Raw genomic sequence first — 19,159 nt, 5'->3', positions numbered from 1 at the left:
CTCTCCGTATCGCGTGAATCTCAGGCGGCCGCCAGGCGCGCCCGGATGGCGGACTCGATGCCATCGGCGTCGAGGCCGCATTCGGCCAGCAGCTCCGCCGGCTTGCCGTGCTCGACGAAGGCATCGGGCAGGCCCAGGTTGAGCACGCTCACCCGCCGGCCCTCGGCCACCAGCAGCTCATTGACCCCGCTGCCGGCCCCACCGGCGACCACGTTCTCCTCCAGGGTCACCAGCAGGTCATGGTCGTCGGCGGCCGCCAGGAGCGCCTCGCGGTCCAGGGGCTTGATCGAGCGCATGTTGAGGTGGGTGGCATCCAGGGCCTCGGCCACCTCCGCCGCCGGGCCGTTGAGGCTGCCGAAGGCCAGCAGCGCCACCCGGGCGCCGCCCCGCCGGCGCGTCTCGGCCCGACCGATGGCCAGGGGCTCGAGGTGATCGGGGATCGCCACCCCGGGCCCGGTGCCGCGCGGATAGCGCACCGCGGCGGGGCCGGGATGGTGGTAGGCGGCACTGAGCATGGCCCGGCACTCGGCCTCGTCGGCCGGCGCCAGCACCACGAGCCCTGGCACGCAGCGCAGGTAGGAGAGGTCCAGGGCGCCGTGGTGGGTGGGGCCGTCCTCGCCGACCAGGCCGGCGCGGTCGATGGCGAAGGTCACGTCGAGGTCCTGCACGGCCACGTCGTGGATCAGCTGATCGTAGCCGCGCTGCAGGAAGGTCGAGTAGATGGCCACCACCGGCTTCATGGCCTCGCAGGCCATCCCGGCGGCCAGCGTCACCGCATGCTGCTCGGCGATGGCCACGTCGTAGTAGCGCTCGGGGTACTCCTGGGAGAAGCGGATCAGGTCCGAGCCCTCGCGCATCGCCGGGGTGATGCCGATCAGCCGCGCATCCGCCGCCGCCATGTCACACAGCCAGTCGCCGAAGACATTGCAGTACTTGCGCGGCTTCGGGCGCAATGACTCGTTGCGCGGCTTCGCCGGCGCGGGGTTGGTCGGCGCGAGCGGCGGCGGCGGGTCGCCGTTCTTCTCCAGCTTGGTGATCGCGTGGTAGCCGATCGGGTCGGCCTCGGCGGGCAGGAAACCGCGGCCCTTGCGGGTCTTCACGTGGAGGAACTGCGGGCCGTCCATGTCGCGCATATTGCGCAGGGTGTGGACCAGGGCCGGCAGGTCGTGGCCGTCGATGGGCCCGATGTAGTTGAAGCCCATCTCCTCGAACAGGGTGGCCGGGCTGACCATGCCCTTCATGTGTTCCTCGGTCCGCCGGGCCAGCTCCAGGGCGCCGGGCAGGTGCGAGAGCACCTTCTTGCCGCCCTCGCGCATGGTGGTGTAGGGCTTGCTGGCGAGGATCCGCGCCAGGTAGCTGGCGATGCCGCCGACGTTCTCGGAGATCGACATCTCGTTGTCGTTGAGCACCACCAGCAGGTTGGCGTCGACATGGCCGGCATGGGCCAGGGCCTCGAAGGCCATGCCCGCGGTCAGGGCGCCGTCGCCGATCACCGCACAGACCCGTCGCGGCTCGCCCTGGGTGCGGGCGGCCAGCGCCATGCCCAGCGCCGACGAGATGGAGGTGCTCGAGTGGCCGACGCCGAAGGTGTCGTACTCCGACTCGGCGCGCCGCGGGAAGGCCGCCAGGCCGCCGGACTGGCGGATCCGCGTCATCGCCTCGCGACGCCCGGTGAGGATCTTGTGCGGGTAGGCCTGGTGGCCGACATCCCAGACCAGGCGGTCGTGGGGGGTCTCCAGGGCATGGTGCAGGGCCACCGTGAGCTCCACGACGCCGAGGCCGGCACCGAAGTGCCCGCCCGAGACGCCCACGCTGTAGAGCAGGTAGGCGCGCAGTTCATCGGCCACCTGGGCGAGCTGGGCATCGTCCATGGCGCGCAGGGCGGCCGGCGTCTCCAGGGTGTCGAGCAGCGGCGTCGCCGGACGCTCGACCGGAATGTCATCGAACAGCTTCATGTGGGCTCTGTCTGTCAGGGAAGCCACACCGCCGCAGCGCGGCAGGCTTCCTCAGTGGTCACGCTCGATCATGTATCGGGCCAGTTCGGCCAGCGGCGCGGCGGACGCGCCCAGCGGCGCGAGCGCCGCCACGCCCTCCTCGACCAGCTCGCGGGCCTTGGCCCGGGCGCCCTCGAGCCCCAGCAGGGTGGGGTAGGTCGGCTTGTCACGGGCGGCATCGGCCCCGGAGGCCTTGCCCAGGGTGGCGGTGTCGCCGGTCACGTCGAGCACGTCGTCATGCACCTGGAAGGCCAGGCCGATGGCGGCGGCATAGCCTTCCAGGGCCGCCAGCCGCGGGTCGTCCTCGGTCACCGCGACCAGTCCCCCCAGGCGCACCGCGGCGCGGATCAGCGCCCCGGTCTTGTGACCATGCATGGTGGCCAGCGCCGCCACGTCGGGATGGCCACCCACGGCGGCCAGGTCCAGCACCTGGCCGGCGACCATGCCGTCGCGGCCGGCCGCCCGGGCCAGGGTAGCGACCATCGCCGACAGCCGGGGGTGGCCGGTGCCCGCCAGGACCTCGAAGGCCAGGGCCTGGAGGGCATCGCCGGCCAGGATGGCGGTGGCCTCGTCATAGACGCGATGTACCGTGGGCTGGCCGCGCCGCAGGTCGTCATCGTCCATGGCCGGCAGGTCATCGTGGACCAGCGAGTAGGCATGGATCAGTTCGAGGGCCGCCGCCGGGGCGTCCAGGGCCTCGTCGGCGGCCCCCAGGGCACGCCCGGCGGCATACACCAGCACCGGCCGCAGGCGCTTGCCACCGACCAGCACGCCGTGGCGCATCGCCGCCTCGAGGCGTGGCGCCGGGGCCTGCCGGGTCTCGAAGAGGGCCTCCAGGCAGGCATCCACCCGGGCCCGGTCCGCGGCCAGTCGGGCCGCCAGCATATCAGCGTTCACCGTCGTCCTCCGCCGGCGGCGCGAAGGGCTCGAGGTCGACGCCGCCGCCCTCGCCCTCGGTCAGCGTCCGGACCTTGAGCTCGGCCGCGTCGAGACGCCGCTGGGCATCGCGGGTCAGGCGCACGCCCTGCTCGAAGGCCTCGAGGGAGCCCTCCAGCGACAGCTCGCCGGATTCCAGCCGCTCGACCAGCGTCTCGAGCCGCTCGACGGTCGCGGCGAAGTCCGCCGGCGCCTCGCCGGCGGCGTCCTGGTGCTGCCTGTCCTGTCCCGCCATGGCTCCCCTCGTCGCTCGCTCCCACCATGAGGGCGACAGTATACACGCTCCCCGGGGGGGGGCGTCTGCCCCATCGGCGCGGCCGGGGCGGCATCCGCCGGGCCCTGTCATGCAGATGGCTCATGCCCGCAGCGCAGCAATTTCATCTTGGGCACCCCGGGCTGTGGTAGCATATGGGGCCTTGTTTCGAGCCTGATACCCTGCCGGAACCCAGACGTTCCCGGCCTTTTGGGCTCACCTTCCTGAACCGATATAGCGGCGCGCACCGAAGAAGGGGTTGATTCGACCATGGCCAAAACGTCCCTGGACAAGAGCAAGATCAAGATCCTGCTGCTCGAGGGCGTCCACCAGAGCGCGGTGGACAATTTCCTCAACGCCGGGTACACCAACATCGAGCACCTGCCGACCTCGCTGGACGAGGCCACGCTGATCGACAAGATCCGCGACGTCCACTTCATCGGCATCCGCTCGCGCACCCAGCTCAACGAGCGGGTCTTCGCGGCCGCCGAGAAGCTCGTGGCGGTGGGCTGCTTCTGCATCGGGACCAATCAGGTCGACCTCGACGCCGCGCTGGTCCGCGGCATCCCGGTCTTCAACGCCCCCTACTCCAACACCCGCTCGGTGGCCGAGCTGGTGCTGGCCGAGTCGATCATGCTGCTGCGCGGCATCCCCGAGAAGAGCGCCAGCGCCCACCAGGGCGGCTGGCAGAAGTCGGCCAAGAACGCCCACGAGGCCCGCGGCAAGACCCTGGGCATCATCGGCTACGGCAGCATCGGCGCCCAGCTCTCGGTGCTGGCCGAGTCGCTCGGCTTCGACGTCATCTACTACGACGTGGTCACCAAGCTGGGCATGGGCAACGCCCGCCAGGTGGGCAGCCTCGAGGAGCTGCTGGCCCGCGCCGACGTGGTCAGCCTGCACGTGCCGGACCTGCCCTCCACCCGCTGGATGATCGGCGAGGAGCAGATCGCCCTGATGAAGCCGGGCAGCATCCTGATCAACGCCTCCCGCGGCAGCGTGGTGGTCATCGAGGCCCTGGCCGAGGCCCTCGAGGCCGGCCGCCTCAACGGCGCCGCGGTCGACGTCTTCCCGGTGGAGCCCAAGGGCAACAACGAGGAGTTCGTCAGCCCCCTGCGCGGCCTGGCCAACGTCATCCTCACGCCGCACATCGGCGGCTCCACGCTGGAGGCCCAGGAGAACATCGGCATCGAGGTCTCCGAGAAGCTGGTCACCTACTCCGATAACGGCACCACCATCACCTCGGTCAACTTCCCCGAGGTGGCCCTGCCGGCCCATCCCGGCAAGCACCGCCTGCTGCACATCCACGACAACGTCCCGGGCGTGCTGTCCGAGATCAACCGGGTGCTCTCCGAGAACGACATCAACATCCTCGGCCAGTACCTGCAGACCAACGAGCGCATCGGCTACGTGGTCATCGACGTCGACAAGGACTACGGCCCCAAGGCCCTGGAGGCGCTGAGCGAGGTGGCCCACACCAAGCGGGTGCGGGTGCTCTACTCCGAGACCAGCTTCGAGGGCTGAATCGCGCCTCGACCATCGGTCCCGCTGCCGCCGCGTCATCGACGCGGCGGTTTTTTTGGTGATAATGATTCATCGACGACGTTTTTCCTGCCTCTCGAATCACCAGCTCAGGGACCCCGCCATGCCGACCGGACCGGCCTATCTCATCGTGGTGCTGGTGTGGGCCACCACGCCGCTGGGCATCAAGTGGAGCGCCGAGGCCGGGGCGCCGATCGGCAGCGTGATGCTGCGCATGCTGATCGCGCTGGTCGTCGGAACGCTGATCCTGGCCGTGCTCAGGCGCGGGCTGCGCCGCGACCGCCAAGCGCTGACCAGCTACGCCGCCGCGGTACCCGGGGTGTTCGGGGCCATGGCGCTGAGCTACCACGCCTCCCAGCAGCTGCCCTCGGGGCTGCTCTCGGTGATGTTCGGCATGGCCCCCTTGATCTCGGGGCTGATCCTCCAGGCACTGCCCGGCGCCCGCAAGCTGCGCCGCTGGCACTGGTTCGGCTGCGCGCTGGGCGTGGTGGGGCTGGGCGTGGTGTTCCTCGACGGCCTCGCCGTGGGCGGTGGCCAGCTCGGCGCCCTGGCCATGATGCTCGGCGCGGTGACCCTGTTCAGCGGCAGCGGCATCGCCGTGCAGCGCGTGGCGGCCGGCCTCGGCCCGCTGGAGCAGACCGTCGGCGCCCTGGCGCTGAGCCTGCCCTGCTTCCTCGCCCTGTGGCTGGCCAGCGGCGAGCCGCTGCAGATCCCGCTCAGCGCGCGGGGCCGCTGGGCGGTGCTCTACCTGGCGGTGTTCGGCTCGCTGCTCGGCTTCCTCTGCTACTACCTGATCCTCTCGCGGCTGCATGCCGCCACCGTGGCGCTGGTGACCCTGATCACCCCGATCCTGGCGCTGGGGCTCGGCATGGCGCTGAACCAGGAGCGGCCCTCGGCCTCGATGCTGCTCGGCGCCGCCCTGATCCTGGTGGCCCTCGGCGCCTACCTGTTCGGCGATCGCCTGACCCGCCTCAAGGCCGCCGCGGCGGGCTGAGCGGCAGCCCGCCGGGAGGGGTCGCCGGCGGCGCGCTTGACAGGGGCGCAAAACCCTCTCATTTTGTACACAATCCATATTGATTATTGGATTACACGCCACGTACACATAACGTCGAAGGCACCTGAACCAAGGCTCTGGTCCGACGCGAGACTTGGGTAACCCTTTGCCCATGGCAGGGGCCGCCACGCGCGGACACCCGGGAGGACAGCATGACCCCGCAGCAACAGACCCTATGGATCCGACACCCCCGCGCCTGCAGCGATGTCCACGCCGCCGCCGGCGTGGTGGTCCGCGGCGATCGCATCGTCGAGGCCGTCCCCGCGGGCGCCACGCCCGCCACGCCGATCGACGCCACCTTCGACGCCTCCCGGCATGTGCTGCTGCCGGGACTGGTGAACACTCACCACCACTTCTACCAGACCCTGACCCGGGCCTACTCGCCGGCACTGAACAAGGAGCTCTTCCCCTGGCTGACGACGCTCTACGAGGTCTGGGCGAACCTCGACGAGGCGCAGCTCGCGGTGGCCAGCGAACTGGCCATGGTCGAGCTACTGATGAGCGGCTGCACCACCGTGGCCGACCACCACTACGTGTTCTCCGGGGCGCTCGAGCATGCCATCGACGCCCAGGTGGCGACCGCCCGGCGGCTCGGCGTGCGCGCCGCCCTGACCCGCGGCTCGATGAGCGTGGGCCGCGACGACGGCGGGCTGCCGCCGCAGTCGGTGGTCCAGGACGAGGCCACCATCCTCGACGAGAGCGCGCGGCTGATCGACGCCTACCACCAGCGCGGCGACGGCGCCATGACCACCATCGCCCTGGCGCCGTGCTCGCCGTTCTCGGTGAGCCGCGAGCTGATGCAGGACAGCGCCCGCCTGGCCGAGGAGAAGGACGTGCGCCTGCACACCCACCTCGCCGAGACCGAGGACGAGACGGCCTACTGCCAGCGGCTGTTCGGCATGCGCCCGCTGGACTACCTGGAGGCCGTGGGCTGGCTCTCGTCGCGGACCTGGCTGGCCCACGGCATCCATTTCGACGACGGGGAGGTGGCCCGGCTCGGCGCCGCCGGCACCGGCATCGCCCACTGCCCCTCGTCGAACATGGTGCTGGGCTCGGGACTGTGCCGCACCCTGGACCTGGAAGCCGCCGGCTGCCCGGTGGGCCTCGCCGTGGACGGCTCCGCGTCCAACGACCACTCCAACCTCGCCGAGGAGATGCGCCAGGCGCTGCTGCTCGGCCGGCTGCGCTACGCGCCGAGCCGGGTGACCCACGACGACGTGATCCGCTGGGCGACCCGGGGCTCCGCGGCCTGCCTCGGCCGCGACGACATCGGCGGCCTCGCCCCCGGCCAGCAGGCCGACCTGGCCCTGTTCCGCCTCGACGAGCCGCGCTTCTCCGGCGCCGAGAACCCCATCGCCGCCCTGCTGCTGTGTGGCGCCCACCGCGCCGACCGGGTCATGGTCGCCGGGCAGTGGCGGGTGACCGAGGGCCAGCCGGTGGGGGTCGACCTCGACGCCCTGCTGGCCCGCCATGACCAGGCCGCCCGGGCGCTGAGGCGCGCCCGCTAGGGCGGCAGGACACCTCCCTAGGTTTCAACAACGACAACAGGAGAAACCACCCCATGTCGACTTCCGACACCACCACCGAGGGCACCCCGCCGAAGGTGCGCTCCACCCACGACGTCAATGCCATGCCGCCGCTCGGCCGGGCCATCCCGCTGGGGCTGCAGCACGTGCTGGCGATGTTCGTCGGCAACGTCACCGTGCCCATCATCATCGCCGGGGCCGCCGACCTGCCGGCGGACCAGACGGCCTTCATGATCCAGGCCGCCATGTTCGTGGCCGGGGTCGCCACCCTGGTGCAATCGCTCGGCCTGGGGCCGATCGGCGCCCGCCTGCCGATCGTCATGGGCACCAGCTTCGGCTTCGTGCCGGTGCTGATCCCGATCGCCGTGGGCATGGGACTGCCCGCCGCCCTGGGGGCGGCGCTGTGCGGCGGCATCGCCATGGCGCTGGTGGGCCTCTTCCTGCCCTGGTTCCGCTTCCTGTTCCCGCCGGTGGTCACCGGTACCTTCGTGATCATGCTCGGCACCCTGCTGATGCCGGTGGGCTTCGCCTATGCCGGCGGCGGCTTCGGCGCCGAGGACTTCGGGGCCACCCACCACCTGGTGCTGGCCGGACTGGTGCTGACCGTCACCCTGGCCCTCCACCAGTATGGCCGCGGCATCTGGTCGGAAACCGCCCCGCTGGTCGGCCTGGTGGTGGGCTACGGCAGCGCCGTGGCCTTCGGGCTGGTGAGCTTCGGCGAGATCGCCGCCGCCGACTGGGTCTCGCTGCCGATGCCGCTGACCATCGGCCTGGAGTTCCACCTGGCCGCGATCCTGCCGGTGGTGCTGCTGGCGGTGGTGACCTGCGCCGAGTCCATCGGTGATATCGTCGGCACCACGGCCGGCGGCATGGACCGCGAGCCGACCCACAAGGAGCTGTCCGGCGGGGTGATGGCCGACGGCCTGGCCAGCGTCTTCGCCGCCATCTTCAACGCCTTCCCGCAGATCAGCTTCAGCCAGAACGTCGGCATGGTGGCCCTGACCGGCGTGGTCAGCCGCTTCGTGGTGGCCATCGGCGGCGTCTTCCTGCTGCTGGCCGGCCTGCTGCCCAAGCTCGGCGCCGTGATCTCGAGCATCCCCAATTCGGTGCTGGGCGGGGCGGTGCTGATCATGTTCGGCATGATCGCCAGCGCCGGCATCAAGATGCTGTCCCATATCGACTTCAACAAGCGCAACATGGTGATCATCGGCGTCTCGCTGTCGGCGGCGGTGGGCCTGCCGGCCCAGCAGGGCCTCTACGCCGGGCTCGCCGAGAACGTCCAGGCGATCATCGAGTCCGGCCTGATCCCCGGGGCGCTGTGTGCCATCCTCCTCAACCTGGTGCTGCCCAAGCAGGACCGCAGCTTCCGCGACGACGTCTGAGTCGCCCCGCCGACCGCCCCGCCCGGGGCGGTCAGAAGCAGCTGGCCAGGGTCTCGATCACCGCGAGGTCCTGGTCCCCTCGGCACCGCCGCCGCCACTCATCGCCGGTCGGGCGGGGCTGGGAGAGGCCGAACGCCACCCCCTCCCCACCCGGACATCCTCAACAGCCGCCTGGGCCGCCTCCCGCTGCTATGGAAACCATTTCCGAAGGCAAGACAGCTCGCCCATGACAGGGTATGCTGGGGCCTGGGAGTCATCGACGCGGGAGAGCAGGCAGTGAGTGAAGGCAAGCGCAGAACGGCGGGACGCCCGGCATCGGGAAAGAGCAGCGGTGGCCACAGCCAGTCCCTGGTGCGCGGCCTCAGCCTGCTGGAACGCCTGGCGGGCAGCCCCGGTGGCCTGGCCCTGTCCGAGATCGCCGAGCAGTCCGAGCTCGCCCCCTCGACCACCCACCGCCTGCTCCAGGCCCTGCAGAGCCAGGGCTATGTCACCCAGGACAACGAGCTCGGCGTGTGGAAGATCGACGTCAAGACCTTCCGTATCGGCAACAGCTTCCTCGAGGCCCGCGACTTCGTCGGTACCAGCCGCCCCTTCCTGCGCCGGCTCACCGCGCAGACCGGGGAGACCGCCAACCTGGGCGTGCGCGACGGCAGTACCGCGGTCTTCCTGGCCCAGAGCGAGTCGCCGCAGATGATGCGCATGATCACTCGGCTGGGCTCCCGGGCGCCGCTGCATGCCTCCGGTGTGGGCAAGGCCCTGATGGCCTGGCTGCCCGATGACGAGCTGGCACGGGTGCTGGAGGAACGCGGCCTGGCCCGGGTCACCACCAACACCCTCCACGATCCCGCGGCCCTGGACGCGAGCCTGGCCGAGATCCGCCGCCAGGGCTACGCCTGCGACCGCGAGGAACATGCCATCGGCCTGCACTGCGTGGCGGCCTGCATCCACGACGAGCATGGCGTCCCGCTGGCGGCGATCTCCGTCTCCGGCCCGGTGGCGCGGATCCCCGAGGCCCGCCTCACCGAGCTCGGCGAGCTGGTCCGCGAGGCCGCCGCCGAGATCACTGCCCGGTTGGGCGGCCGCATCCCCCAGGCGGACGAACTGCCGGCCTGAGCCGCCGTCACGAGCCACGGCCGGAGGCCGGTGGCGCTGTAATGAGCGCGCTGATGACAGCCGGGCGCGGCACCTGCCGCGCCCGGCGGCGTTCTTCCTCGTCCCTTCACCGAGGAGCCGGACGTGCTAAGGCTGACTTCCGCCGGCATGGCCTCGATGCGCCTCACCGCAGCCGCTCCAGCAGTTCGCGGATCAGCTGGCGGTGCTCGCCGTGCAGGTGGTAGGCGACATGAGCCTTGAGCTCGATCGGCGGTGCGTCCTCGACGACGAACAACCGCTCGCGGCGGCACCAGGGCGCCACGATGTCCCGCGGCAGGTAGGCGGCCCCGCCGCACTCCAGTAGCAGGTTCAGGGCGATGCGCCCGCTGTTCACCCGCCCCCGGGCGAGCAGGCGCTGCGGGAAATGGCTCTCGTGGACGCTGGCGAAGACCGTCCCCCACTCCACCCGGATGTAGCCCTCGCCGACCGCCCGCTCGGCGTCGATACCGGGACGGCTCGCGACCATCACCAGGGGGATGGTCGCCACTTCCTCGACGCCCACGCCGCGGAGGCGCGGCGTGTCGTAGAGGAAGCCGACGTCGATCATGTTCTGCTCCAGCTTCTCGACCACCCGCAACGGGGTGCTCTCCTCGGCGCGCAGTCCCAGCGTCGGATGGGCACGGTAGATGGCGGTGAGCCAGTCCTGCAGGAAGATGTCCCAGAGGCTGGCGACGCCGGCCACCACCAGGCGCCGCTGATGCCGCTCGCTGAGCGCCGTGTCTTCAAAGGCCCGCTCCCAGGCGCCGAGGATGAAGCGCGCATGGCGTTCCATGCGCTCCCCGGCCGGGGTCAGGTCGATGCGGTGGTGCCCACGGGTGAACAGCGCCAACCCGAGGTGCTCTTCCAGCTGGCGAATGCGCGCGCTGACGGTCGAGGGCGACACGCAGAGGCTCTCGGCGGCCTTGCCGAAGTTACGCAGCCGACCGACCTCGAGGAAGGTTTCCAGCAATTGGGTATCCATGGCAGCCACCTTCGGTTTTTCTGTTCATGAAGGCCAAAAAAATTTGTTTTCCAGCATGCCAGATTTTCCCTAGGCTGGCGCTCCCACGCTCATCTCGAGGCTGTCATCCATGGCGTCCAGACTCTCGCGCAGCCTGCCGTTCCTCGGCTGGGGCCGTACCCTCGACCGCCGGATGCTCGGCGCCGACCTGATGGCCGGCCTCACCGGCGCCATCCTGGTGCTGCCCCAGGGGGTCGCCTACGCCTTCATCGCCGGCCTGCCGCCGGAAGTCGGCCTCTACTCGGCCATCGTCGCCGCCAGCGTGGCCGCGCTGTTCGGCAGCTCCTGGCACATGATCTCCGGGCCCACCGCCGCGCTGTCGATCGTGCTGGCCAGCGTGATCGGCGGCCTGGGCACGTTGACGCCCTCGGAATACCTCGCCGCGGCCCTGACCGTCACCCTGCTGGTCGGCGTCATCCAGCTGGCGATGGGGCTGCTGCGGCTGGGCAGCCTGGTGAGCTTCATCTCCCATACGGTGGTCATCGGCTTCACGACGGGGGCGGCGATCCTGATCGCCACCAGCCAGCTGAAGCACCTGCTCGGCGTCTCCATCGCCGGCGGCCAGGGCTTCCTGCTCGATGTGGCGGCGCTGGTGCAGACGCTGCCCGAGACCAACCCCTATGCCCTGGCCATCGGCCTGATCTCGCTGACGACCTCGGTGGTGGCGCGACGGCTCCAGCGCCGCTCGCCGCACCTGCTGCTGGGCCTGGCCGCCGGCAGCCTGGCCTGCTGGCTGCTGGACGGCGCGGCCCACGGGGTCGCCCTGGTCGGCGCCCTGCCCGGCACCCTGCCGCCGTTGTCGCTGCCCGAGCTGTCGCCGGACAGCTTGCGTACCCTGACCTCCGGCGCCTTCGCCATCGCCCTGCTGGGACTGATCGAGGCCGTCTCGATCGCCCGCGCCATCGCCCTGCGCTCGGGCCAGGTGATCGACGGCAATCAGGAGTTCATCGGCCAGGGGCTGTCCAACATCGTCGGCGGCTTCTTCTCCTGCTATGCCAGTTCCGGCTCCTTCACCCGCTCCGGCGCCAACTACGACGCCGGCGCCCGCACCCCGCTGGCCTCGGTGTTCGCCGCCGCCCTGCTGGCGCTGATCCTGGTGCTGGCCCCGGGCATCACCGCCTACCTGCCGCTGCCCGCCATGGCCGGCGGCATCCTGCTGATCGCCTGGAACCTGATCGACGCTCAGCATATCGCCCACCTGGTGCGTGCCAGCCGCCACGAGGCGATGATCCTGGCGGCGACCGTCGCCGCCACCCTGCTGGTCGCGCTGGAGTTCGCCATCTACATCGGCGTGCTGCTGTCGCTGGTGCTCTACCTCAAGCGCACCTCGCGCCCCACCGTCCTGGAGGTGGCGCCCCGCCAGGACCACCCGCGCCGGCACATCCGCAACGTCCAGCGCTACGACCTCGCCCAGTGCCCCCAGCTGAAGATCCTGCGCATCGACGGCTCGCTGTTCTTCGGCGCCACCGACCACGTGCAGCGTCGCCTCAGGGCGCTCAGCGCCACGCCGGGTACCCGGGTGCTGATCATCGGCAAGGGCATCAACTTCATCGACACCGCCGGCATCGAGATGCTACTTCAGGAGGCCCGGCGCCTGCGCGACCAGGGCGGTGAGCTGATGATCAGCTCGCTCAAGGGCACCGTGCTGGACGAGCTGCGCCGTCGCGGCGACCTGGCCCGGCTCGGCGAGGCGCGCGTCTTCGAGACGCCCGAGGCGGCGATCGGCGCCACCGCCCCGGCGCTGGACCCGAGCGTCTGCCGGAGCTGCCACCAGCGGGTCTTCACCGAGTGCGGCCCGCTGCCTGCGGAGCAAGACATCCTGGCGCGAGAGGGGTAAGCCACGGGGCCTGCCCGAGCGAGGCAGGCCCAAGCGGAGGGCCGGGGACGGCGCGTGGTGGGGCCCCCCGCGCGAGAGGCTGAAGCCGGCGGCCGCGACAGGTACACTAGCGACCGTCCCCCACCGCCAGCCGAGGCCCGCGATGAGTTCCCACCTGCTCTCCATCGATTCCCTGTCACGCGATGCTATCGATCACCTGATGCGCGTCGCGGCGCGCATGGAGCCGATCGCCAGCCGCCGCAAGGTCACCCGGGTGCTGGAGGGCGCGGTGCTCGGCAACCTGTTCTTCGAGGCCAGCACCCGCACCCGGGTCAGCTTCCACGCGGCCTTCTGCCGCCTCGGCGGCACCGTCTGCGACACCACCGGCTTCACCTTCTCGTCCATGGCCAAGGGCGAGTCGCTCTACGACACCAGCCGGGTGATGAGCGGCTACTGCGACGCCATCGTGATGCGCCACCCGGAGCAGGGCTCGGTGGCCGAGTTCGCCCGCGCCACCAACGTGCCGGTGATCAACGGCGGCGACGGCCCCGGCGAGCACCCCAGCCAGGCGCTGCTCGACCTCTACACCATCGACAAGGAATTCACCCGGCGCGGCAAGACCTTGAAAGGGGCCCATGTGCTGATGACCGGTGACCTCAAGTACGGTCGCACGGTGCACTCGCTGATCAAGCTGCTGGCCCTCTATGGCCCCATGCGCGTCACCCTGGTGGCCCCGCCGGGCCTGGAGATGCCGCACCCCCTGATCGAGCGGGTGGCGCGACAGGGCCTGGAGGTGCAGGTCCGCGAGAGCCTGGCCAGCGACTTCGCCGATGTCGACGTGGTCTACACCACGCGCATCCAGAAGGAGCGCTTCACCGCCGAGATGAGCGAGGGCTTCAGCCTGTCCCGGGACTACACCGTGGACAAGGCCTTCCTCGACGGCCGCTGCAACGACCACACCATCGTCATGCACCCCCTGCCCCGCGACAGCCGCGCCGAGGCCAACGACCTCGACGTCGACCTCAACGGCGACCCGCGCCTGGCGATCTTCCGCCAGACCGACAACGGCATCCCGGTGCGCATGGCGATCTTCGCCACCCTGCTCAAGGTCGAGGACCTGGTGGAGAAGGACCTGCGCGAGGTGCGCTGGTTCGTGCCCAAGACCTTCGGGGTGGACGACGCCCGGGACTGAACGGCACCGGCAGGGAAGGCCAGCAGGAAAGGGGGAATCGGGCCGGCGAATGCCGGCCCGTTCCGTTCAGGGGAAGGGCGGGGTCAGGGGCGCGGCGGCAGCCCTTCCTCCCGGGCCAGCCAGGCCTCGAGGATCAGCGCCGCGGCCAGGCCGTCGACACCGTCGTCGCGGTAGTTGCCGCGGTGGCCGGCGTCCCGGGCGATGGCCTTGGCCTCGCGGGTGGAGCCCCGCTCGTCGGCCATCTCGCAGGGAATGCCGTAACGGCCGAACAACCGCTTGCCGAACTTGCGTGCCCGGGTGCTCATCACGCTCTCGCTGCCGTCCATGTTGACCGGCAGGCCGACCACGAACAGGTCCGGCCGCCATTCCTCCACCAGCCGTGCCACCCGGGTCCAGTCGGGGATGCCGTCGCGGGCGGGGAGCGGCTCCAGGGCGCGGGCGCTGCGAGTCAGCTCGTTGCCCACCGCCACGCCGATGCGCCGGGTGCCGAAGTCGAAGCCCAGGATCAGGCGCTGGCCACTCATCGGCACCACTCCCCGACGCGGCACCCTGCTCGCGAACGCGCCGAGCGAAGCCCAGGCAAGGCGCCCGGCGACGAGCCAGCGGAGTTGACGCGGGGCTCAATGAGCATGGCTCGTCGCCGGGCAACGCCGCATGGGCGAGCGCAGGCCGTTCCTGACATGTCAGCTATGTCCTGCCTCGCGGGTCATCAGGTTCAGGTCGATCCCCAGCAGGTTGGCGCTGGCCCCCAGGCGCTGCTCCGGCGGCACCTCGAAGAGGATATCGGGACGCCCCTCCACGGTCAGCCAGGCATTGTCCTTGAGCTCGGCCTCGAGCTGGCCGGGCTCCCAGCCGGCACAGCCGAGGCAGACCAGGAACTGCTCGGGACCCTGCCCGGCGGCCAGCGCCTGGAGGATGTCCATGGAGGTGGTCAGGGCGATGTCCTCGGCCACCTGGAGGCTGGAGTCCCAGGCCTCGCTGTCGCCGCGGTGGAGGATGAAGCCGCGGTCCTTGTGCACCGGGCCGCCGTAGTAGACCGGGGCGTTGAGGTGGGGGCTCTGGCCGGCCTCCAGCTCGAGCTGCTCGAACAGGGCGTCCAGGGTCAGCTCCAGGGGCCGATTGACGATCACGCCCATGGTGCCGTTGTCGTCGTGGTCGCAGAGATAGCTGAGGGTGCCGGCGAAATTGGGGTCTTCCAGGTGCGGCATCGCCATCAGGAAGTGGTTTTTCAAGCTTTGCATGGGACTCCCCGGCGGGGCTAGTGTACGCCGTAGTGGTGGCCTTCGCCGAACCGCCAGACACGGGTGATGGACAGGCTGTCCAGCGCCCCCATCCCCGCATCGAAGGGACGATAGGGCGCGGCGCCGTGGACGGTGTCCAGCGCCGCCTGGTCGAGCTCGGCATGTCCCGAGGATTGTATCACCTCTGCCCGGCGAACCTGACCGTCACGACCGATCACCACGCGAATCCGCAGCTGGCCGTCGAGCTCGCGGGGGGCGGGATGCACGCGGTTGCCGTAGTCCTCCACCCGCCGGGTCCAGTCGTCGATATAGCGGGCCTCGGCGGCCTGCTGGGCAGCCGGTCGCGGCCGACCGGCGGCGTCGCCGGCGTGGTCGGCCGACAGGCCCTGCTCGCGGATGCTGGACGTCGCCTGGGCCAGCAGATCACGCCCCGAGGCGGAAGGCGCCGTGGCCGCGGGCGTGGCGGGGGGCTCGGCGGGCCGGGGCGCACTCTCGCGCGGGTCGGGGCTGACCTGGTCCTCGCGGGGCCGCTCGGCGGTGGGGGGGGCGGTCTCCTCGGGAGCCGCCTGGTCGGCCGGGCGGGTCGGGGTCTCGGCCTCCGCCGGGGTCGCGGGATCCACGGCCCGCTCCGCCGCCTGGCGGTCGGGCAGGCTCTCCATCGGCGCGGCCCGGGCCTCGGCCGGGGGCGACTCGGCGACCTCGCCGGCCGCCTGCTGGGCGGCCTCGGCCAGCGCCTCGGCCGCCACCGGGGCCTCGGAGGGACGGCTCACCAGCACCACGTCGAGACTGCTGCGCTCCGGCGGCGACGGCGCGAACTGGCGACTCGCCACCACGCCGATGATCGCCAGGTGCAGCAGCAGCGACACCGACAACGCCAGCCAGCGCCGGTGGGGGCGGGTGACCGGCGCGTAGCGGATCGGATCGCTGACGGGGGCTGCCATGGCGGCCGGCCTCCCGGGTCAGCGCCGACGGCGCGCGACGGCGTCCATCAGCTGGCCGGCGATGTCGGTGCCGCGCTGGTCGTCGATCTCGCGCACGCAGGTCGGGCTGGTGACGTTGATCTCGGTGATGTAGTCGCCGATGACGTCGAGGCCGACGAACATCAGGCCCTTCTCGCGGATCAGCGGCTGGACCTGGGCGATCAGCCAGTGGTCGCGGTCGGTCAGCTCGCGGCTGACGCCCTGGCCGCCGGCCGCCAGGTTGCCGCGGGTCTCGCCGGCCATGGGCACCCGGGCCAGGCCGTAGGGCACCGGCTCGCCGTCCACCAGCAGGATGCGGGTGTCGCCGTCCTTGATCTCCGGCAGGTAGCGCTGGGCCATCACCTGCCGGGTGCCGCGCTCGGTGAGGGTCTCGATGATCGCGCCCAGGTTGCGGCCGTCGGGGAGGACATGGAAGATGCCGCTGCCGCCCATGCCGTCCAGGGGCTTGAGGATCACGTCGCCATGCTCGGCATGGAAGGCCCGCAGCTCGGCCTCGCGGCAGGACACCAGGGTCGGCGCGCAGCACTGGGGGAACTGCTGGGCGAAGAGCTTCTCGTTGCACTCGAGCAGGGCGCGGGTCGGGTTGACCACCAGCACGCCCTCGCGCTCGGCGAAGCCCAGCAGGTGCACGGCATTCAGGAAGTGACCGTCCACCGGCGGGTCCTTGCGCATCAGGATGACGTCGAGCTCGGCCAGCGGACGCGCCTCGGCCTCGCCCAGCGCATACCAGCGCTCGGGGTCGCGGAACACCTCCAGCGCACTGAGGCGGGCATGGGCCCGGCCATCGCGCAGGAAGAGATCCTCCTGCTCCATGTAGTACAGCGACCAGCCGCGATCCTGGGCGGCCCACAGCATGGCCAGGCTGGAGTCCTTCTTGTAGCTGAGGTCGGCGATGGGGTCCATCACCACACCGACCCTGAGGGGGCGTTCGCTCATCGGTCTACTCGTCTGCGCCGGGCATGCTCGGCAAGGATAGGAGGCCTGCAGTATGCCGCAGGGCCGTCACGGACTCCAAGGCGCTCAGCCTCGATCGCCCCCCGGGACGAAGCGGATGCCGCCGGCCTCGATCACGATGCGGCGCTGCTTGTAGAGTCGGCCGATGGCCTGCTTGAAGGCGTTCTTGCTGACCCCGAGACGGGCCTTGATCGCCGCGGCCGGGCTGGCATCGCAGAGCGGCAGGTAACCGCCGCTCTCGCGCAGGGCCTTGAGCACCGTCTCGCCCACCACGTCGAGGCGCGCCGGCCCCGGCGGCAGCAGCGACAGGTCCAGCCGGCCATCCTCGCGCAGGCGCTTGACGTAGCCCCGGAGACGCTGGCCGCGGCGCAGCGGCCGGGTCACGTCGTCACGGTAGAGCAGCCCCCAGAAGCGATGGTCGACCACCGCCTTGAAGCCCAGGTCGGTCCCCTCGGCGATCACCAGCTCCACGGCATCGCCGGCGGCGAGCCCCTCGGCTTCATCGGCGAGGTGCCGGTCCAGGCGCTGGGTGGCGACCGGACGGCCGCGGTCGTCCTCGCGGATCATCACCAGCACGCGCTTGCCCACCGCGGGCCGGAAGCGCTGCTCGCCGTAGGGCAGCAGCAGGTCCCGGGGGTGCCCCCAGTCGAGGAAGGCGCCGGTGTCGTTGACCGTCACCACCGGCAGGTAGGCCACCTCGCCGATGCGCGCCTTGGGCTCGCGGGCGCGGCGCATGGGTTCCCGGCGGGGCGTGCCGGCGCGGCGATCACGGGAGTCGGACATGGGGCGGGTTCCGCAGGAAGTGTCCCGCCATTATGGGCGCGGGGCGTGGGCGGGAAAAGCGTCGATCACAGGTCGCCGAAGCGATCCTGCAGCAGGGTCAGCGCGACCACCGGGGCGGTCTCGGTGCGCAGGATGCGCGGGCCGAGGGAGAGGGCCGCGAAGCCGGCGGCCGTGGCGGCCTCCAGCTCGGTCGGGGAGAGCCCGCCCTCGGGGCCGATCAGCAGCGCCGCGGAGGCGGTCGTCGCCTGGCGATCGAGCGCGCCGGGGGTGCCGGGATGCAGCACCAGGCGCAGCGCCTCGTCGCGCCCGGCCAGCCAGTCGGCGAGCGCCAGGGGCGGGTGCACCGGCGGGACGGTGGCCCGGCCGCACTGCTCGCAGGCGCTGGCGGCCACCGCCTGCCAGTGGGCGAGCTTCTTGGCCTCGCGGTCGCCCTTGAGACGCACGTCGCCGTGCTCGGTATACAGCGGCGTGATGGCGGCCACCCCCAGTTCCACGGCCTTCTGGATGGCGTAATCCATGCGGTCGCCCTTGGAGATGGCCTGGCCGAGGTGAACCGCCAGCGGCGACTCGCCGCGGCCGGCGTGCAGCGCCTCGACCCGGGCCACCACCCGCTTGCGGCCGGCCTCGACCAGCAGCGCCTCGGCCTCCATGCCGGCGCCGTCGAACAGCACCAGGGGGGCGCCCTCGCCGAGGCGCAGCACCCGCGCGACGTGGCGTGCGGCGCCTTCCGGCAGGACAACGTCGCCGCCGGCGTCAAGCGCGGCGGCGACGTGGATGCGCGGTGCCTTCATGGCCGGGCGCTTACTGGGTGGCCTGCTCGCCCTGCTGCTGCTGGGCCTCGCGCTGCTTCTTCTGGGCGTAGATCGCCTCGAAGTTCACCGGCGCCAGCATCAGCGGGGGGAAGCCGCCACGGTTGACCAGGTTGTCGATGCACTCGCGGGCATAGGGGAACAGCACGTTGGGGCAGAAGGCACCCAGGGTGTGGTCCAGCTGCGCGCCCTCGATGCCGCCGATGCGGAACAGGCCGGCCTGCTCGATCTCGGCCAGGAAGGAGGTGGTGCCTTCCTCGCTGTGGGTCACCTGGGCGGTGACCTTGATCACCACCTCGTAGAGCTCCTCACCGACCTGCTGGTGGGTGGTGTTCAGGTCCAGGCCGACCTTCGGCTTGAACGGCTGCTGGAACACCGCGGGGGAGTTCGGCGCCTCGAAGGAAAGGTCCTTGACGTAGATGCGCTGCAGGGCGAACTGCACCTGGGGCTTGTCCTGCTGGCCGGCGGCCTGGCCGTTGGCGCCGCCGCTCTGGTTGTTGTCTTCCGCCATGGGAAAGGGTCCTTTGGGTCGATGATGAGAAAGTGGA

General features: G+C 71.2%; 18 protein-coding genes. 7 read left to right on the top strand and 11 right to left on the bottom strand.

Annotation, left to right across the window (positions count from 1 at the left end; translation table 11 throughout):
* Positions 1-20: 20 nt before the first annotated feature.
* From dxs to QWY76_RS08430, 3 genes are read right to left on the bottom strand one after another with little or no spacing between them, the layout of a single operon-like run.
* Positions 21-1,955 carry a 1-deoxy-D-xylulose-5-phosphate synthase gene (dxs, locus tag QWY76_RS08440; RefSeq protein ID WP_290310686.1) on the bottom strand — a complete coding sequence of 645 codons (1,935 nt, stop codon included), beginning with the start codon at positions 1,953-1,955 and terminating at the stop codon, positions 21-23.
* Between the two features lie 51 nt (positions 1,956-2,006).
* Entirely contained in the window at positions 2,007-2,879 is an 873-nt protein-coding gene (locus QWY76_RS08435) for a farnesyl diphosphate synthase (RefSeq protein WP_290310800.1), read from the bottom strand.
* 1 nt (position 2,880) lies between these two features.
* A complete protein-coding gene (locus tag QWY76_RS08430) occupies positions 2,881-3,165 on the bottom strand; it encodes an exodeoxyribonuclease VII small subunit (RefSeq protein ID WP_290310685.1) in 285 nt (94 codons plus the stop codon).
* A gap of 288 nt (positions 3,166-3,453) precedes the next feature.
* Here QWY76_RS08430 and serA point away from each other — a divergent pair, with 288 nt between their 5' ends.
* From serA to bhcR, 5 genes are all read left to right on the top strand, one after another.
* Entirely contained in the window at positions 3,454-4,704 is a 1,251-nt protein-coding gene (gene serA, locus QWY76_RS08425; protein WP_290310684.1) for a phosphoglycerate dehydrogenase, read from the top strand.
* 121 nt (positions 4,705-4,825) lie between these two features.
* Positions 4,826-5,716: a DMT family transporter gene (locus QWY76_RS08420; RefSeq protein ID WP_290310683.1), complete on the top strand. Its 891-nt coding sequence runs from the start codon at positions 4,826-4,828 to the stop codon at positions 5,714-5,716.
* A 212-nt stretch (positions 5,717-5,928) separates the two neighbouring features.
* Positions 5,929-7,284 carry an 8-oxoguanine deaminase gene (locus QWY76_RS08415; protein ID WP_290310682.1) on the top strand — a complete coding sequence of 452 codons (1,356 nt, stop codon included), beginning with the start codon at positions 5,929-5,931 and terminating at the stop codon, positions 7,282-7,284.
* A gap of 53 nt (positions 7,285-7,337) precedes the next feature.
* On the top strand, positions 7,338-8,684 hold the full coding sequence (locus QWY76_RS08410; protein WP_290310681.1) for a uracil-xanthine permease family protein: 1,347 nt from the start codon (positions 7,338-7,340) through the stop codon (positions 8,682-8,684).
* Between the two features lie 276 nt (positions 8,685-8,960).
* The gene (gene bhcR / locus QWY76_RS08405) at positions 8,961-9,797 is read left to right on the top strand and encodes an HTH-type transcriptional regulator BhcR (RefSeq protein WP_290310680.1); all 837 of its coding nucleotides are present in this window, start codon (positions 8,961-8,963) and stop codon (positions 9,795-9,797) included.
* A gap of 163 nt (positions 9,798-9,960) precedes the next feature.
* Here the strand turns inward: bhcR and QWY76_RS08400 are convergent, their stop codons facing one another.
* A complete protein-coding gene (locus QWY76_RS08400; RefSeq protein ID WP_290310679.1) occupies positions 9,961-10,797 on the bottom strand; it encodes a LysR family transcriptional regulator in 837 nt (278 codons plus the stop codon).
* Between the two features lie 109 nt (positions 10,798-10,906).
* On the opposite strand from QWY76_RS08400, the gene QWY76_RS08395 reads away from it, so the two are divergent.
* The gene (locus QWY76_RS08395) at positions 10,907-12,673 is read left to right on the top strand and encodes a SulP family inorganic anion transporter (RefSeq protein ID WP_290310678.1); all 1,767 of its coding nucleotides are present in this window, start codon (positions 10,907-10,909) and stop codon (positions 12,671-12,673) included.
* Between the two features lie 142 nt (positions 12,674-12,815).
* Positions 12,816-13,844 carry an aspartate carbamoyltransferase gene (gene pyrB, locus QWY76_RS08390; protein WP_290310676.1) on the top strand — a complete coding sequence of 343 codons (1,029 nt, stop codon included), beginning with the start codon at positions 12,816-12,818 and terminating at the stop codon, positions 13,842-13,844.
* 83 nt (positions 13,845-13,927) lie between these two features.
* Here pyrB and ruvX read toward each other — a convergent pair whose 3' ends face one another.
* From ruvX to secB, 7 genes are all read right to left on the bottom strand, one after another.
* A complete protein-coding gene (gene ruvX, locus QWY76_RS08385) occupies positions 13,928-14,374 on the bottom strand; it encodes a Holliday junction resolvase RuvX (protein ID WP_290310799.1) in 447 nt (148 codons plus the stop codon).
* Positions 14,375-14,527: 153 nt separating this feature from the next.
* Complete coding sequence (locus QWY76_RS08380; protein ID WP_290310675.1) at positions 14,528-15,085, bottom strand: YqgE/AlgH family protein; 558 nt, start codon at positions 15,083-15,085, stop codon at positions 14,528-14,530.
* A 17-nt stretch (positions 15,086-15,102) separates the two neighbouring features.
* Positions 15,103-16,026, bottom strand: coding sequence for an energy transducer TonB (locus tag QWY76_RS08375; protein WP_290310674.1), 924 nt, complete (start codon positions 16,024-16,026; stop codon positions 15,103-15,105).
* An 18-nt stretch (positions 16,027-16,044) separates the two neighbouring features.
* A complete protein-coding gene (gene gshB / locus QWY76_RS08370; RefSeq protein ID WP_290310673.1) occupies positions 16,045-17,001 on the bottom strand; it encodes a glutathione synthase in 957 nt (318 codons plus the stop codon).
* An 84-nt stretch (positions 17,002-17,085) separates the two neighbouring features.
* Positions 17,086-17,754, bottom strand: coding sequence for a CvfB family protein (locus QWY76_RS08365; RefSeq protein ID WP_290310798.1), 669 nt, complete (start codon positions 17,752-17,754; stop codon positions 17,086-17,088).
* Between the two features lie 113 nt (positions 17,755-17,867).
* Entirely contained in the window at positions 17,868-18,593 is a 726-nt protein-coding gene (locus QWY76_RS08360; protein WP_290310672.1) for a 16S rRNA (uracil(1498)-N(3))-methyltransferase, read from the bottom strand.
* A gap of 10 nt (positions 18,594-18,603) precedes the next feature.
* Entirely contained in the window at positions 18,604-19,122 is a 519-nt protein-coding gene (gene secB, locus QWY76_RS08355; RefSeq protein ID WP_290310671.1) for a protein-export chaperone SecB, read from the bottom strand.
* Between the last annotated feature and the right edge of the window lie 37 nt (positions 19,123-19,159).

Origin of the sequence: Halomonas maura, assembly GCF_030409305.1 — a bacterium.
GTDB classification, from domain to species: domain Bacteria; phylum Pseudomonadota; class Gammaproteobacteria; order Pseudomonadales; family Halomonadaceae; genus Halomonas; species Halomonas maura.
This window is presented reverse-complemented; position numbering and strand designations above follow the sequence as displayed.

Coding starts and splice junctions, on each gene's coding strand:
- dxs (WP_290310686.1), bottom strand. CDS start 1,955: ATGAAGCTGTTCGATGACATTCCGGTCGAGCGTCCGGCGACGCCGCTG.
- QWY76_RS08435 (WP_290310800.1), bottom strand. CDS start 2,879: ATGCTGGCGGCCCGACTGGCCGCGGACCGGGCCCGGGTGGATGCCTGC.
- QWY76_RS08430 (WP_290310685.1), bottom strand. CDS start 3,165: ATGGCGGGACAGGACAGGCAGCACCAGGACGCCGCCGGCGAGGCGCCG.
- serA (WP_290310684.1), top strand. CDS start 3,454: ATGGCCAAAACGTCCCTGGACAAGAGCAAGATCAAGATCCTGCTGCTC.
- QWY76_RS08420 (WP_290310683.1), top strand. CDS start 4,826: ATGCCGACCGGACCGGCCTATCTCATCGTGGTGCTGGTGTGGGCCACC.
- QWY76_RS08415 (WP_290310682.1), top strand. CDS start 5,929: ATGACCCCGCAGCAACAGACCCTATGGATCCGACACCCCCGCGCCTGC.
- QWY76_RS08410 (WP_290310681.1), top strand. CDS start 7,338: ATGTCGACTTCCGACACCACCACCGAGGGCACCCCGCCGAAGGTGCGC.
- QWY76_RS08400 (WP_290310679.1), bottom strand. CDS start 10,797: ATGGATACCCAATTGCTGGAAACCTTCCTCGAGGTCGGTCGGCTGCGT.
- QWY76_RS08395 (WP_290310678.1), top strand. CDS start 10,907: ATGGCGTCCAGACTCTCGCGCAGCCTGCCGTTCCTCGGCTGGGGCCGT.
- pyrB (WP_290310676.1), top strand. CDS start 12,816: ATGAGTTCCCACCTGCTCTCCATCGATTCCCTGTCACGCGATGCTATC.
- QWY76_RS08380 (WP_290310675.1), bottom strand. CDS start 15,085: ATGCAAAGCTTGAAAAACCACTTCCTGATGGCGATGCCGCACCTGGAA.
- QWY76_RS08375 (WP_290310674.1), bottom strand. CDS start 16,026: ATGGCAGCCCCCGTCAGCGATCCGATCCGCTACGCGCCGGTCACCCGC.
- gshB (WP_290310673.1), bottom strand. CDS start 17,001: ATGAGCGAACGCCCCCTCAGGGTCGGTGTGGTGATGGACCCCATCGCC.
- QWY76_RS08365 (WP_290310798.1), bottom strand. CDS start 17,754: ATGCGCCGCGCCCGCGAGCCCAAGGCGCGCATCGGCGAGGTGGCCTAC.
- QWY76_RS08360 (WP_290310672.1), bottom strand. CDS start 18,593: ATGAAGGCACCGCGCATCCACGTCGCCGCCGCGCTTGACGCCGGCGGC.
- secB (WP_290310671.1), bottom strand. CDS start 19,122: ATGGCGGAAGACAACAACCAGAGCGGCGGCGCCAACGGCCAGGCCGCC.